Origin of the sequence: Paraburkholderia sp. NMBU_R16, assembly GCF_013282575.1 — a bacterium.
Taxonomy (GTDB): domain Bacteria; phylum Pseudomonadota; class Gammaproteobacteria; order Burkholderiales; family Burkholderiaceae; genus Trinickia.
The window spans coordinates 41,669-55,120 of the sequence record NZ_JAAAYE010000039.1 but is presented as its reverse complement, the minus strand read 5'-3'; the positions used below and the strand labels follow the sequence as shown (position 1 = coordinate 55,120).

The 13,452-nt window shown below is 62.8% G+C and carries 13 protein-coding genes; 7 read left to right on the top strand and 6 right to left on the bottom strand.

Translation table 11 applies throughout. The annotated features are described in order from the left end of the window. The first annotated feature begins 200 nt into the window (after positions 1-200). From yhdJ to GWC77_RS19275, 4 genes are all read left to right on the top strand, one after another. Positions 201-1,094 carry an adenine-specific DNA-methyltransferase gene (gene yhdJ, locus GWC77_RS19290; protein ID WP_173259671.1) on the top strand — a complete coding sequence of 298 codons (894 nt, stop codon included), beginning with the start codon at positions 201-203 and terminating at the stop codon, positions 1,092-1,094. Between the two features lie 65 nt (positions 1,095-1,159). Then, positions 1,160-1,429, top strand: coding sequence for a MoaD/ThiS family protein (locus tag GWC77_RS19285; RefSeq protein ID WP_173259669.1), 270 nt, complete (start codon positions 1,160-1,162; stop codon positions 1,427-1,429). A 30-nt stretch (positions 1,430-1,459) separates the two neighbouring features. Beyond that, positions 1,460-2,662 (top strand): sialidase family protein, encoded by a 1,203-nt coding sequence (locus GWC77_RS19280; protein WP_173259667.1) that lies wholly within the window; start codon positions 1,460-1,462, stop codon positions 2,660-2,662. Between the two features lie 167 nt (positions 2,663-2,829). Next, complete coding sequence (locus GWC77_RS19275) at positions 2,830-3,528, top strand: aspartate/glutamate racemase family protein (RefSeq protein ID WP_173259665.1); 699 nt, start codon at positions 2,830-2,832, stop codon at positions 3,526-3,528. Between the two features lie 46 nt (positions 3,529-3,574). Here GWC77_RS19275 and GWC77_RS19270 read toward each other — a convergent pair whose 3' ends face one another. Beyond that, positions 3,575-4,078, bottom strand: coding sequence for an Lrp/AsnC family transcriptional regulator (locus GWC77_RS19270; RefSeq protein ID WP_173259663.1), 504 nt, complete (start codon positions 4,076-4,078; stop codon positions 3,575-3,577). A gap of 159 nt (positions 4,079-4,237) precedes the next feature. On the opposite strand from GWC77_RS19270, the gene mdeB reads away from it, so the two are divergent. Further along, positions 4,238-6,967: an alpha-ketoglutarate dehydrogenase gene (mdeB, locus tag GWC77_RS19265; RefSeq protein WP_173259661.1), complete on the top strand. Its 2,730-nt coding sequence runs from the start codon at positions 4,238-4,240 to the stop codon at positions 6,965-6,967. A gap of 75 nt (positions 6,968-7,042) precedes the next feature. Here mdeB and GWC77_RS19260 read toward each other — a convergent pair whose 3' ends face one another. After that, positions 7,043-7,513, bottom strand: coding sequence for an Lrp/AsnC family transcriptional regulator (locus GWC77_RS19260; RefSeq protein WP_254367042.1), 471 nt, complete (start codon positions 7,511-7,513; stop codon positions 7,043-7,045). A 219-nt stretch (positions 7,514-7,732) separates the two neighbouring features. Between GWC77_RS19260 and GWC77_RS19255 the strand changes: the two genes are divergently transcribed. Beyond that, on the top strand, positions 7,733-8,749 hold the full coding sequence (locus GWC77_RS19255; RefSeq protein WP_173259658.1) for a 1-aminocyclopropane-1-carboxylate deaminase: 1,017 nt from the start codon (positions 7,733-7,735) through the stop codon (positions 8,747-8,749). A 115-nt stretch (positions 8,750-8,864) separates the two neighbouring features. Then, a complete protein-coding gene (locus tag GWC77_RS19250; protein WP_173259656.1) occupies positions 8,865-9,683 on the top strand; it encodes a class I SAM-dependent methyltransferase in 819 nt (272 codons plus the stop codon). 19 nt (positions 9,684-9,702) lie between these two features. On the opposite strand, the gene GWC77_RS19245 is transcribed toward GWC77_RS19250, so the two are convergent. The 4 genes from GWC77_RS19245 to GWC77_RS19230 form a co-directional block, all read right to left on the bottom strand. Then, positions 9,703-10,488, bottom strand: a complete 786-nt coding sequence (locus tag GWC77_RS19245; protein ID WP_254367041.1) for an AraC family transcriptional regulator — start codon at positions 10,486-10,488, stop codon at positions 9,703-9,705. 95 nt (positions 10,489-10,583) lie between these two features. Next, a complete protein-coding gene (locus tag GWC77_RS19240) occupies positions 10,584-11,297 on the bottom strand; it encodes an alanyl-tRNA editing protein (protein ID WP_173259654.1) in 714 nt (237 codons plus the stop codon). A 172-nt stretch (positions 11,298-11,469) separates the two neighbouring features. Beyond that, positions 11,470-11,916, bottom strand: coding sequence for an SRPBCC family protein (locus GWC77_RS19235; RefSeq protein WP_173259652.1), 447 nt, complete (start codon positions 11,914-11,916; stop codon positions 11,470-11,472). A gap of 100 nt (positions 11,917-12,016) precedes the next feature. Continuing rightward, the gene (locus GWC77_RS19230; RefSeq protein WP_173259650.1) at positions 12,017-13,309 is read right to left on the bottom strand and encodes an Nramp family divalent metal transporter; all 1,293 of its coding nucleotides are present in this window, start codon (positions 13,307-13,309) and stop codon (positions 12,017-12,019) included. Positions 13,310-13,452 lie beyond the last annotated feature (143 nt).

The window sequence follows — 13,452 nt, the reverse complement described above, 5'->3', positions numbered from 1 at the left end:
AGCCGCTTCAGCACGCTGCCCGCGCCGGTGGGCAACGTTGAGCGAGCTTTCTTCGTCTTTGCCATCATCGATGTCCTGCGTTTCAATTCGCACCGATTCTACTCGTCCTCGTTAATGCGACAGAGCCCGAGCGGCCCGGTCCCCTTGTTAAGATGCGCGTCAACTTGTCAAACCAGCCTTCCAACGAGGTTGATAGCCATATGGGATCGATCGAGACATTCGAGGGTGACGATGCAACCGTCTTTCATGGCGACTGCCTCGACGCTTTGGGCCGCATTGCTGACGAGTCGATCGATCTGATCTTTGCGGACCCGCCGTACAACATCGGCAAGCAGTTCGGCGAGTTCAAAGACGCCTGGCCTTCCGACCAGGCCTATGCCGAGTGGTGCTACGAGTGGCTCGATGCATGCATCCGCAAGCTGAAGCCTACCGGCAGCCTCTATGTCATGACGAGCACGCAGGCCATGCCCTACCTCGACCTGTGGCTGCGCGAGCGCATCACGATACTGTCGCGAATCGTCTGGCATTACGACAGCTCGGGCGTGCAAGCGAAGAAGCACTTCGGCTCGCTTTACGAACCGATTCTCTTTTGCGTCAAGGATGCAAAAAACTACACCTTCAATGTGGCCGACATCGCAGTCGAAGCGCGCACAGGCGCCGTGCGCAAACTGATCGACTATCGAAAGGAAGTCCCCACGCAATACAAGACGACGAAGGTTCCGGGCAATGCCTGGTACATGCCGCGTGTGCGGTACCGCATGCCGGAGTACGAAGCGCATCCGAGCCAGAAGCCCGAGGCGCTTCTCGAGCGCATCGTCAAAGCCAGCACGAACCCCGGCGATACGGTGCTCGATCCGTTCGGCGGCACATTCACGACGTGCGTCGTAGCCCAACGGCTCGGACGTCGCTCGATTGGCATCGAACTCCAGGCCGATTACGTGAAAATCGGCCTGCGCCGGCTCGGTATCGCTACGCATTTCAATGGAGAGGCGTTGCGGCCTGTGGAGAAGACCCGCGTTCGCAACAACCGCAATGGCGTAAAGGGCGGCGCAACCGCTGAGGACCCAACGGAGTCTTTCGACGCCAATGTTTGACTCAGCGCCTCCCGGGCCTGCTCGGTACTACACTTAAGCACCCCACCCAAGAAGCTCGCCACGCCATGGCACACCTGTTCTTTGCGGCCTCGATTCAGCGTCATATTCCGCTGCCGGAGCGCGACGTTGCGGCCGGCACTGTCGACGAAGCGTTGGCTGCCGTCTTCGCCGACGAACCGCGGCTGCGTGGATATATTCTCGACGACCAGGGCGGACTGCGCCGGCATCTGGCCGTGTACGTCGACGGCAGGCCGGTGCGCGACCGCCGGCACCTCTCGGATGCGGTTGGCGTCGAGAGCCGCATCTATGTCGTGCAGGCGCTGTCGGGCGGCTGAGGCAGGCGGATAACAACGGAGACAGACATCGTGAATCGAGATCGCTTGATCGTCGGGACCCGCAAAGGGCTGTTCGTTTTCGAAACGGACGGCGCCCGCCCCGGCCGATGGAAGCAAGCCGAGCATCATTTCGTGGGCGAACCGGTAAGCGCGGCGCTGGCCGATCCGCGCGACGGCACGCTTTACGCGGCGCTCAACCTCGGCCATTTCGGCGTGAAACTGCATCGTCTGCCCGCCGGCGAGCGCGAATGGCAGCCCTGCAACACCCCGGTTTATCCGCCGCAGCCGGAAGGCGCCGAGGCATCCGCATCGGCGCAAGCCGCGCAAATGGCGGGTCCGAACGATGCGCTTGCCGAGGCGGGTAGTGCTGCCGCGTCCGCGATCAGCGAAGCGGTGCCGCCTGTCCCGGAGCCCCTTTGGTCGCTCGAACAAATCTGGACACTGGAGCCGGGTAGCCCCGACGAGCCCGGCACGCTCTGGGCCGGCACAATCCCGGGCGGGCTCTTTCGCTCGGACGATGGCGGCGAAAGCTGGACATTGAACCATGCGCTGTGGGACCGCCCGGAACGTCGCGAGTGGATGGGGGGCGGTTATGACCACGCGGGTATCCATTCGGTGCTGATCGATCCGCGCGACAGCCGCCATGTGACGGTGGGCGTTTCTTCGGGAGGCGTCTGGCAAACGACCGACGGCGGTGAGACGTGGCGTGTGACGGCGCAGGGCATGGAGGCCGACTATATGCCGCCCGAGCGGCGCGGCGAACCGAATGTTCAAGACCCGCACCGCGTCGTTCAGTGCAACGCCGCACCGGATGTGCTCTGGACGCAGCATCACTGCGGAATCTTTCGCTCGACCGATGGCGGCGAGCGCTGGACGCGCATCGAGGCCCAACCGTCGAGCTTCGGTTTCGCCGTGGTCGTGCACCCGCAAGACCCCGATACGGCCTGGTTTGTCCCGGCAGTGAAGGATGCCTGCCGTATTCCTGTCGATGGCGCCTTCGTCGTCACGCGCACACGCGACGGAGGCCGCACGTTCGAGCGCTTCTCCGAAGGCCTGCCACCCGCGCCCGCTTACGATCTGGTCTATCGGCACGGCCTGGCGATCGACACCCGGGGCACGAGGCTCGCGATGGGTTCGACGACGGGCGGACTATGGACTTCGGACGACGCGGGCGAGACCTGGCATGAAGTCTCCGCACACCTGCCGCCTGTCTATCACGTGAGCTTTGGCTAGATGAGCGCGACAACAACGGTCGCACCCGCCAGGACTGTACCGCCCGGAAGCCCACGAATCGTCTCGGGCGTTGCCAGCGCTTATGGGAAACCATGCTGCTTGCTGGACCGGCGGCCGGAGGCCCGTGGCGCGCCGGTCATAACGCGCATGGGAAATCGGGAGCCACCATGAAAACCATCGGCGTCATCGGCGGCATGAGTTGGGAGTCCTCAGCCGAGTACTACCGACTGTTGAACCGCTACGCCAAAGCGAAACTGGGCGGACATCACAACGCGCGCAGTCTGATGATGACGGTCGATTTCGCCGAAATCGAAGCGCTGCAACGTGCGGGCGAATGGGACCGAATGGGCAACCTGATGGCCGAGGCCGCCCGACAACTGCAACGCGGCGGCGCGGACCTCGTTCTGCTTGCGACGAACACGATGCACCGCGGTTATGCCTCCGTCGAGCAAGCGCTTGCTATCCCGTTCCTGCACATCGTCGATCCGACAGCCCGCGCGTTACAAGCGGCGGGTGTTCGACGTGTCGGGCTCCTCGCCACGCGATACACGATGGAGCAGAGCTTCTACATCGGCCGTCTACGCGATCGGTACGGCATAGAAGCCGTGGTACCGACCGACACAAGCCGCGCCGACGTGCATCGAATCATCTACGACGAACTCTGCCACGGCGAAATCAATGACGCGTCGCGCAAGCGCTATCAGGAAATCATCGCGGAACTGGCGGCCGATGGCGCGCAAGCCGTGATTCTCGGCTGCACCGAAATCACGCTATTGATCAAGCCAGATGACTCGTCGTTGCCCGTATTCGATACGACCGCACTGCACGCCGAGGCCGCCGTGAATTGGGCGATCGAGCAGCCGTAGCAAGCCGGCGACGTTGTTCGGTCGAGCGCTCCGCCATCTGCCGCGTTCACGGCTCGACCAGCGTCAGCCCCGCCGCCGGCAACGGCAGCGCCGTTTTATAGCGCACCTGCTTGAGCGCAAAGCTCGACCGGATGTTCGACACACCGGGAATGGTCGTCAACCGCTCGATGATGAAGCGCTCCAACGCGCGCATATCGGGCATCACCACGCGCAATAGATAGTCGGCGTCCCCCGACATCAGATAGCACTCCATGACCTCGGGCTGCTCGGAGATCGCCTGCTCGAACCGCCGCAGTGCATGTTCGACCTGCTTTTCGAGGCTGACCTGAATGAACACGTTGATGCTCAGGCCAAGCGGCTCCGGATCGAGCAGCGTCACCTGTTGCTTGAATAGCCCGAGCTTTTCGAGCGCGCGCACGCGGTTGAAACACGGCGTGGGCGACAGATTGACCGAGCGCGCCAACTCCGCATTCGTAATCCGCGCGTTCTGTTGAAGCTGGTTGAGGATGCCGATGTCGATGCGGTCGAGACGCCTCGTATTCGTGGTCATAGTCGAAACATTCCGGAATCGAACGATAAGACAGAATATTTACACTATCTGAAGGGCAAATCACAGTTAGAACAAACGCAAATTCTGCGCGATGCCGGGTACGATGATTCCCCATCGATGCGCGCCCTTCCTTGCCGGCGCGCCGGAGGCAGACCTGCTATGACGGACTTATCGAGCGGTATCGAGGAAACGAGGCGGGCCAGTGCTACGCCGCTGGACGACGATCCCCAGGAAACGGCCGAATGGCTCGAAGCACTCGACGCCATCGTCGCTCACGTGGGCAAGGATCGCGCGCAATATCTGCTCGACCGTCTGACCGACCACGCATCCAAGAAGGGCCTCACACGGGCACCGTCACGCGTCACGCCCTACGTGAATACGATCCCGGTTGCCGAGCAGCCTCCTTATCCGGGCGATCTCGACATCGAAGCCCGGCTCTCGGCCGCGCTGCGCTGGAACGCATTGGCGATGGTCGTGCGCGCGAATCGCGCCTATGGCGAACTGGGAGGACACATCGCCAGCTATGCGTCGGCGTCGGATCTGTTCGAAGTCGGTTTCAATCACTTCTTCCGCGCGGCGCAGCCGCAAGGCAGCGAGGGCGGCGTGGGCTCGGGTGGAGACCTCGTCTACTTTCAGCCGCATTCGTCACCGGGTGTCTATGCACGTGCCTATCTCGAGGGCTTCCTGAGCGAGGACCACCTGCGGCACTATCGCCGGGAAATCGCGGGCCCCGGGCTCTGCTCGTATCCGCATCCGTGGCTGATGCCCGACTTCTGGCAGTTTCCGACGGGCTCGATGGGCATCGGGCCGATCAACTCGATCTACCAGGCGCGCTTCATGCGCTACCTGCACAACCGCGGGCTCGCGCGCACGGAAGGCCGCACGGTCTGGGGCTTCTTCGGCGATGGCGAGATGGACGAGCCCGAGTCGATCGGTGCGCTTTCACTGGCCGCGCGCGAGGGGCTCGACAACCTCGTGTTCGTCATCAACTGCAACCTTCAGCGGCTCGACGGCCCGGTGCGCGGCAACGGCCGCATCATCGACGAGCTCGAGGCGCTCTTTGCCGGCGCGGGCTGGAACGTCATCAAAGTGCTGTGGGGCTCGGATTGGGATCCGCTCTTCGCGCGCGACCATGCCGGCGCGCTGGCCCGGGCATTCGCCGAAACCGTCGACGGGCAGTTCCAGACGTTCTCCGCCAACGACGGCGCGTACAACCGCGCGCGTTTTTTCAGTGGGAATCCGGCGCTTGCCGCGCTTGCCGCTGAGCTCTCCGATGCCGAGATCGACCGCCTGCGGCGCGGCGGTCACGACGCGCGCAAGCTGCACGCGGCCTATGCGCGCGCGCTTGCGCACCGCGGCCAGCCGACCGTGATCCTCGCCAAGACGATGAAGGGCTTCGGGATGGGCACGGCGGGGCAGGGCCGCATGACGACGCATCAACAAAAGAAGCTCGACGTCGACGATCTGAAGACGTTTCGCGATCGCTTTCAATTGCCGCTGTCGGACGAGGACGTCGAGCGGCTGACCTTTTACAAGCCAGCGGAAGACAGCCCGGAAATGCAATACCTGCATGCGCGCCGGGCTGCCCTTGGAGGCTTTCTGCCCAGAAGGCGGAAAGCGGCATCGAAGAGGCTGACCGTCCCTTCGATGCCGACCTGGGGAGCATTCGCGCTCGAGGCGGGCGGCCGCGAGATGTCGACGACGATGGCGCTCGTACGCATGCTGACCGCGTTGCTGAAGGACGGCGAAATCGGTTCGCGCGTGGTGCCGATCGTCGCTGACGAAGCGCGTACGTTCGGTATGGCCAACATGTTCCGGCAGGTGGGGATCTACTCGCCGCTCGGGCAGCGCTACGAGCCGGAGGATCTCGGTTCGATGCTGTACTACCGGGAAGACACGCGCGGACAGATTCTGGAAGAAGGGATTTCGGAAGCGGGCGCCATCTCGTCATGGATCGCCGCGGCGACGGCCTACAGCGTGCACGACCTGCCGATGCTGCCGTTTTACATCTACTACTCGATGTTCGGTTTTCAGCGCATCGGGGACCTGATATGGGCGGCGGCCGATCAGCGCGCCCGCGGCTTTCTGATCGGCGCGACATCAGGCCGTACGACGCTGGGCGGCGAAGGCCTACAGCATCAGGACGGCACGAGTCACCTCGCGGCATCGACGATTCCGAACTGCCGTGCCTACGATCCGGCCTTCGCTTATGAAGTGGCCACGATCGTCGACGCGGGAATGCGCGAGATGGTCGAGCAGCAGCACGACGTGTTCTATTACGTCACGGTGACGAACGAGAACTACGCGCAACCGTCATTACCTGAGGGCGATCCGCAGGCACTGCACGACGGCATTCTCAGAGGCCTCTATCCGCTCTCGCCCGTGTTGCAGCAAACGGCACGCGTGCAACTGCTCGGGTCGGGGGCGATCCTCTGCGAAGCCATCGCGGCGCAACGGATGTTGAAAGAAGAGTGGGATATCGATGCGGGCGTCTGGAGTGTGACGAGCTTCGTCGAGTTGCACCGCGATGGAATCGCCGCAGAGCGGCGCGAAAGGCTTGGCGATGCGCCCGCCGTGCCATACGTGACGGCCGCGCTTCAGGGATCGCGCGGGCCGGTGATTGCCGCGACCGATTATGTTCGCGCGGTACCCGAATTGATCCGCGCGTACGTGCCGCGCCGATACGTCACCCTGGGCACCGATGGCTTTGGCCGCAGCGATACAAGGCAAGAGCTTCGTGCGTTTTTCGAAGTCGACCGGGGCAGCATTGTGGTTGCCGCATTGAAGGCCCTGGCGGACGAGGGCGAACTCGATCCCAGCGTTGTACATGCGGCGCGCGAGCGTTATGGCAAAGCCTCGGCGACGAGCCTCGCACCATGGCAACGCTGAGTGCCTGAGCGCCCCCGGCCGCCGCGCAACCGCTAGCGAGCGCGGCTCGTTCAAATCGATGGTCCGACGCATGCGTTACAGCGGCAACGCATGCGTCGACAGAATCTCCTTCAGCACCATGAAGCTGCGTACCTGCCGCACGCCCGGCAGATACAGCAATTGCTCCGCGTGCAGCCGATTGAAACTCTCGTTGTCGCGCGTACGCACGAGCATGAAGTAATCGAATTCGCCCGTCACGACGTGGCATTCCACGCACCCCGATACCTTCTGTGCCGCTTTCTCGAACGCGGTGAATGCTTCGGGCGTCGAGCGATCGAGCACGAAGCCAATCACGACGAGCATCCCCACGCCGAGCGCTTTCGGATCGAGCAGTGCGACGATTCCGCGTATCAAGCCCATTTCCTTCAAACGTTCGACGCGCCGCAGGCAAGCGGGTGCGCTCAGTTTGACTTTCGCCGCGAGGCTCACATTCGAGATCGACGCGTCTTGCTGAAGCTGTTTGAGGATGGCGCGGTCGATGCGATCCAATGCGGGCTGAGTGTCCAACGCGGGGCTGGATTCCGGGCTTAATTTCATTTCGTCGAATAGTATTTATACGAAGTTAAAGTTCGTGAGAAGCGAATAGCGGCCTACTAAAGTAGGTTGTCGCCATTTATTTCGCAAGCTCATTTCGCGGCCATCCCCCTATCATTTTCCCTATGCGATGCGCCGCCAGGCGGTCACCTTCCGACGAATACCTTGTCGCACCCTTTCCGGAGACATTCGATGAATCTGAAGCGCTTCCCTCGTTACCCGCTGACATTCGGCCCGACGCCGATTCAACCGCTCGCGCGCTTGAGCGAACATCTGGGCGGCAAAGTGGAGCTCTTTGCCAAACGGGAAGACTGCAACAGCGGCCTGGCGTTCGGTGGCAACAAGACGCGCAAGCTCGAGTACCTGATCCCCGACGCGCTCGAGCAAGGTTGCGACACGCTCGTATCGATAGGCGGTATTCAGTCGAACCAGACGCGTCAGGTGGCTGCCGTTGCGGCGCATCTCGGCATGAAGTGCGTCCTCGTGCAGGAAAACTGGGTGAACTATTCGGACGCTGTCTATGACCGCGTAGGCAACATCCAAATGTCGCGCATCATGGGCGCCGACGTGCGACTCGTGCCCGATGGTTTCGACATCGGTATCCGTCCGAGTTGGGAGGAGGCGCTCGAGAGCGTGAGCAAGGCCGGCGGCAAGCCGTATCCGATCCCGGCCGGTTGCTCCGAGCATCCGTTCGGCGGACTCGGTTTCGTCGGCTTCGCCGAGGAAGTGCGGCAGCAGGAAGCGGAGCTCGGCTTCAAGTTCGACTACATCGTCGTCTGTTCGGTGACGGGCAGCACCCAGGCGGGGATGGTCGTCGGTTTCGCGGCGGACGGTCGCGCGGACCGTGTCATCGGTATCGACGCCTCGGCCACCCCCGAAAAGACCCACGCGCAAATCACGCGCATCGCGCGTCATACGGCTGAACTCGTCGATCTGGGACACGACATCACGGAGAAGGACGTGATTCTCGACACGCGTTATGGCGGCCCGGAATACGGCTTGCCGAACGAGGGCACGCTCGAGGCGATCCGTCTGTGCGCGCGGTTCGAAGGTGTGCTGACGGACCCAGTCTATGAAGGCAAATCGATGCACGGCATGATCGATAAAGTGCGTCGCGGCGAATTCGAGCCTGGCTCGAAGGTGCTTTATGCGCATCTGGGCGGCGTGCCGGCGCTGAGCGCTTACAGCTTTATCTTCCGCGACGGCTGAAGCGAAGCGCGAGGCAATTGCGTAGTCACGCTTCACTATCTATATAGATTCAGGCGCTTTATCGAACAGCATTGCGAGCGTACGGTACACCTCACCATCCAACGAGGAGCTCGCAATGACTGACGTACTCAATGATGTGCGCGACCACTATCGCGCGTCGGGTCTGAGGGCGCGGCTGACGGCCACGCTCATGGCACTGGGGCCCGACGATGCGCTGCTCGCGCCTCAGCAGCTCGCTTCGCTCGATCAATTCCATTCGCGGGGTCTTGCCGCGACCGCCGAACTTGGCGAGCTGATCGGTATTCGCGCCGACATGCGTGTTCTCGATATCGGTTCGGGCATCGGCGGCCCCGCACGCTTTCTGGCTGCAGCCCATGGCTGCAGCGTGGTCGGTATCGACCTCAGCGAACCGTTCGTCGATGCGGCATGCTACTTGACCGAGCGCACGGGACAAACCGCGCGGGTATCGTTCGAAACGGGCAGCGCGCTCGATCTGCCGTTCGATCGAGGCCAATTCGATGTCGCGCTGCTGCAGCATGTGGCGATGAATATCGCGGATCGGCCGCGGCTCTACGACAATATCCGGCGCGTGCTGAAACTGGGCGGCAAGTTTGCAACCTACGATGTCGTACTGAAAAACGGCGATTCGCATTACCCGGTTCCATGGGCGAGAACGTCGGCCACCAGCTTTCTGATGACGGCGGATGCCACACGCGAAGCCATCGAATCGGCGGGCTTTCGCACGCTCATGTCGCGGGACGATAGCGATGCCGCCAAGGCCTGGATCACGCAATTGCGCGCGTCGGGCGCACCGCCTTCGCCGAATCTCGGCGTGGTGATGGGGCCGGACTTTCTGGAGTTCACCACCAATCTGGGAAAGAACCTGATGCAGGATCGGCTTGGTGTGATGACCGCCGTATTCGAAGCCGTTTGAAAACGTATCTGAATCGCGCTCAAAGCGCCGGTCTCAGTGCCGCATAGGCGCCCGGTGTGATCCCGTAAGCCTTCTTGAATACGCGATTGAGGTGGCTCTGATCGTAAAACCCCGCGCTCACGGCCGCGTCGGCCGCGCTGCGGCCGGCCGCGAGCCATTGCTTCGCCGCGATCAATCGCAACTGATTGACATAAGCGTGCGGCGGCAACCCGTACTCCTTGCAAAACGCGCGCATCAGGTGATAGCGGCTCAGGCCGACCAGCCGGGCTAACTCGTCGATTGGAATGTCGCGCTGGAATTGCTCGGCGAGGTAGTCCTTCACCATCGCCATTCTGTGACGCTCGCGTCCGCCATGGCTTTCGCTCGGCTTGGGTTGACCGTATCGCCCGAACAGCATGCCCATCGCGGCCCACCAATGCGCCTGCCGTTCCATCAATGGCGTGCCGGCGTTCTCGTCGAGACTGGTGTGCGCTTTCAAGAGCAGCGAGCAAAGCTGCTCGTCGCGATAGAGGCCGGGCGGAATGTGCAGCAAGCGATCGTCGCGTGACTCGTCGTTGAAAACCGCGCTGAGCGCGGCGAGCCCTTGCATGTCGAGATAAATCGCGCGGTAGTGCCAGGCCTTTTCGTCCCAGACTTCGCCGCAATGATATTCGCCGGGCGCGAAGACCCAGACCGTCCCTGGGCCGGACACGTCGCTGCCGGCGCGCGTGATGCACTGGCCGCCACCGAACTCCGTCATGACGATGACGAGTTCGTCGTGCACGTGCCGGTCGAATTCATGCGCGCCATAACGCGCCGTCGCCAACGCTGCGCCTTCGAGTGCGCCGTCCCGCCGGTACGTCAGCTCTTCGCGCGCTGCGCGATGTTGCCATCGTCGTTGCTCCGCCGAAGGACCCGCGCTTACGTGAGCTCGATCCGCACGCGCCTGTTTCGCCGCCCCTTGTTCTCGATCTTGGTGAGGCGAATCGGGCGCGATTGTGCGGTATTGGACAGATGCGTGCCGCCGCACGCTTGCCGATCGAGCTCGCCGATTTCGACAATGCGAATCATGCCGTCGTCCGTAGGCGGCGGGGCGACGGACAGGCTCCGGATCAGTCCCGGTGTGGCCTGCGCTTCGCGTGTCGGCACGTAGTGCGTTCGAACATCGAGCCCTTGGCGAATGATCTCGTTGATCGGTTGCTCGAGCGCTCGAAGCAGATCGTTATCGGCCTCGGGCAGATCGAAGTCCATCCGCGCAACACCATCGGCATTGATCTGCGCGCCGGTGACGAGCGCGCCGGCGAACTCCCGGTAGACGAGTGCATTGAGGATATGTGTCGCGGTATGCAGTTGCGCGAGGGTCGAACGCCGCTGCGCATCGATCGACACATGAACGTTACCTGCGAGCTCGAGCGGCGCATCGAGAATGTGCCAATAGCGGCCGCGTTCGAGCGAGACGCTCGTTACGCGCACCGTGCCGTGCTGATGGATGAGCGTGGCCGCATCCGAGACCTGCCCGCCACCGCCCGGATGCAGCGCGGATTGCGCGAGCACGACCGCACCCGGTCGCGCGTCGACGATAACGGTATCGAACTCGAGCAGATCGGGCTGCTCGTGGCAAAGATAATGGGGCATGACGGTGACCTGTCTGTCGATATCGAAGATTCACGATCGAGTCAGTATAGTCGGCGGCACCGTGGTTCCGTCTTGGTCAAAAGTGCTGCCCCGGCCGCTGGCGTGGAGACTCGAATCGGGCGCCCGAATGGGGCGCCGGATCGCTGACGGAGAGGCCCCGAATGTGTGAGCGCTACTGCCGGATCTCCGGCTCGACGAGCAAGGTCAGCAGCGAGAGTGACTCCTGCCAACCGAGATAGCAGCCTTCGTTGGGAATGACCGAAGGGATGCCTTCCTGGACGACGTTCAATTCGGTCCCGCAGCTCACCTGCCGCAGCGACACGGTTGTCTGCATCGTTCCGGGCAAATTGGGGTCGTCGAATTGGGCGGTATAGCGAATGAACTCGTTCGGCACGAGTTCCAGATATTTCCCGCCGAATGAATGGCCGCCGCCCGTCGTGAAGTTCGTGAACGACATCCGATAGCTGCCACCCACCTTGGCGTCCATCTCGTGGACGGTACAAGTGAATCCATGTGGGGGCAGCCACTTGCTCATGGCAGCCGCGTCGAGGAACGCGCGGTAGACGCGCTCGGGCGTGGCGCGCAGAACACGGTGAAGGCGAACGGTATGGGTCGACATGGCAATCTCCGGTAGGAAGGGGACGGCGTCCCCGATCCTATACGACGAACGACGGCGGGCGGAATCGACATCGCTCGACTTAGAATCGCTTTAACCCCCTTTAAATCGCTTTCAAGCCGGTTTGGAGCACGAGCCCCACGTTCAGTGCGACGATGGCGGCCGTTGCGACGATCGCGCCCGCACTCACGAGCCGGCTGTTGACGAAACGACCCATGATGTCGCGGCGGCTCGTGAACACGACGAGCGCGATCATCGGCACGGGCAGCGCGAAGCTCAGCGCCATCTGACTATAGACGAGCGCGTCGGTCGCATTGACGCCGAGCGCCACGACGACGAACGCCGGCGCCATCGTCGCGAGTCGCCGCACGCCGACGGGTATCCGAAACCCGACGAAGCCTTGCATGACCATCTGCCCGGCCATCGTGCCGACCACGGAGCTCGATACCCCCGAGGCGATCAACGCAATGAGAAAGACGGCCGCGGCGCCCCCGCCGAACAGCGGCGCGAGGCTGCGATAGGCCGCCCCGATCTCGACGATATCGGCATGCCCGTTGTGAAATGCGGCCGCAGCCATGACGATCATCGCCATGTTGACGAGGCCTGCCATCGAGAGCGCGATCACCACCTCGCGATTCGAGAACCGCAAAAGCTTGCTGCGTTGCGCATCGTTACGTGCCGGCGCGCGCTGTTGCGTGAGCCCCGAATGCAGATAGATGGCATGCGGCATGATCGTGGCGCCGAGCATGGCGACAGCCACGCCTACTGCGCCATTGCCGCTCAATGTCGGGACGAGTGCGCCACGCGCGGCATCGCCCCATGCCACGTCGACGATGGAGAGTTCGACGACATACGCGAGCGCCACGGCGGCGACGAGCCCGCCGATGATGAGCTCGAGCGGCCGGAAGCCTCTTTTTTCGGCGCTGAGAATCGCATAGGTGACGATGCCCGTGATGACCATTCCGGCCATGAGCGGCAAGTGAAACAGCAGCGAAATACCGATGGCGCCGCCGAGAAATTCGGCGAGATCGGTAGCCATCGCGGCGAGTTCGCTGACAGCCCACATCGCATAGACCACCGGTTTCGAAAAATGCTCACGGCTCATTTCGGCGAGGTTGCGGCCGGTGACGATGCCGAGCTTCGCCGAGAGCGCCTGGAACAGCATCGCGACCAGGTTGGCGATCACGACGACCCACAGCAGCGCATAGCCGTAGCGCGAGCCCGCTTCGATATTCGCCGCGAAGTTGCCCGGATCGATGTAGGCGATCGAAGCGACGACGGCCGGACCGGCAAAGAGCAGCGCCGAGCGCGGGCTCGACATGCGGCCCGCGAGGGCGGCGCTCATCGCTCGAGTCGTGCGCTGGGTCATGCCGAGCTGCATTTGTGCGGTTGTCATCGTTCACCTCATGCTCTTGCTGCCGACGTATGCAGGCTCCTGCCTGGCTCATACGAAGCATGGTGATGCGTACCGCGGGAAAAGAACAATTGAACGTTCCGATTGCATCGATTGGGAATGGCAGAAACCGCGCCGGCGCCTTT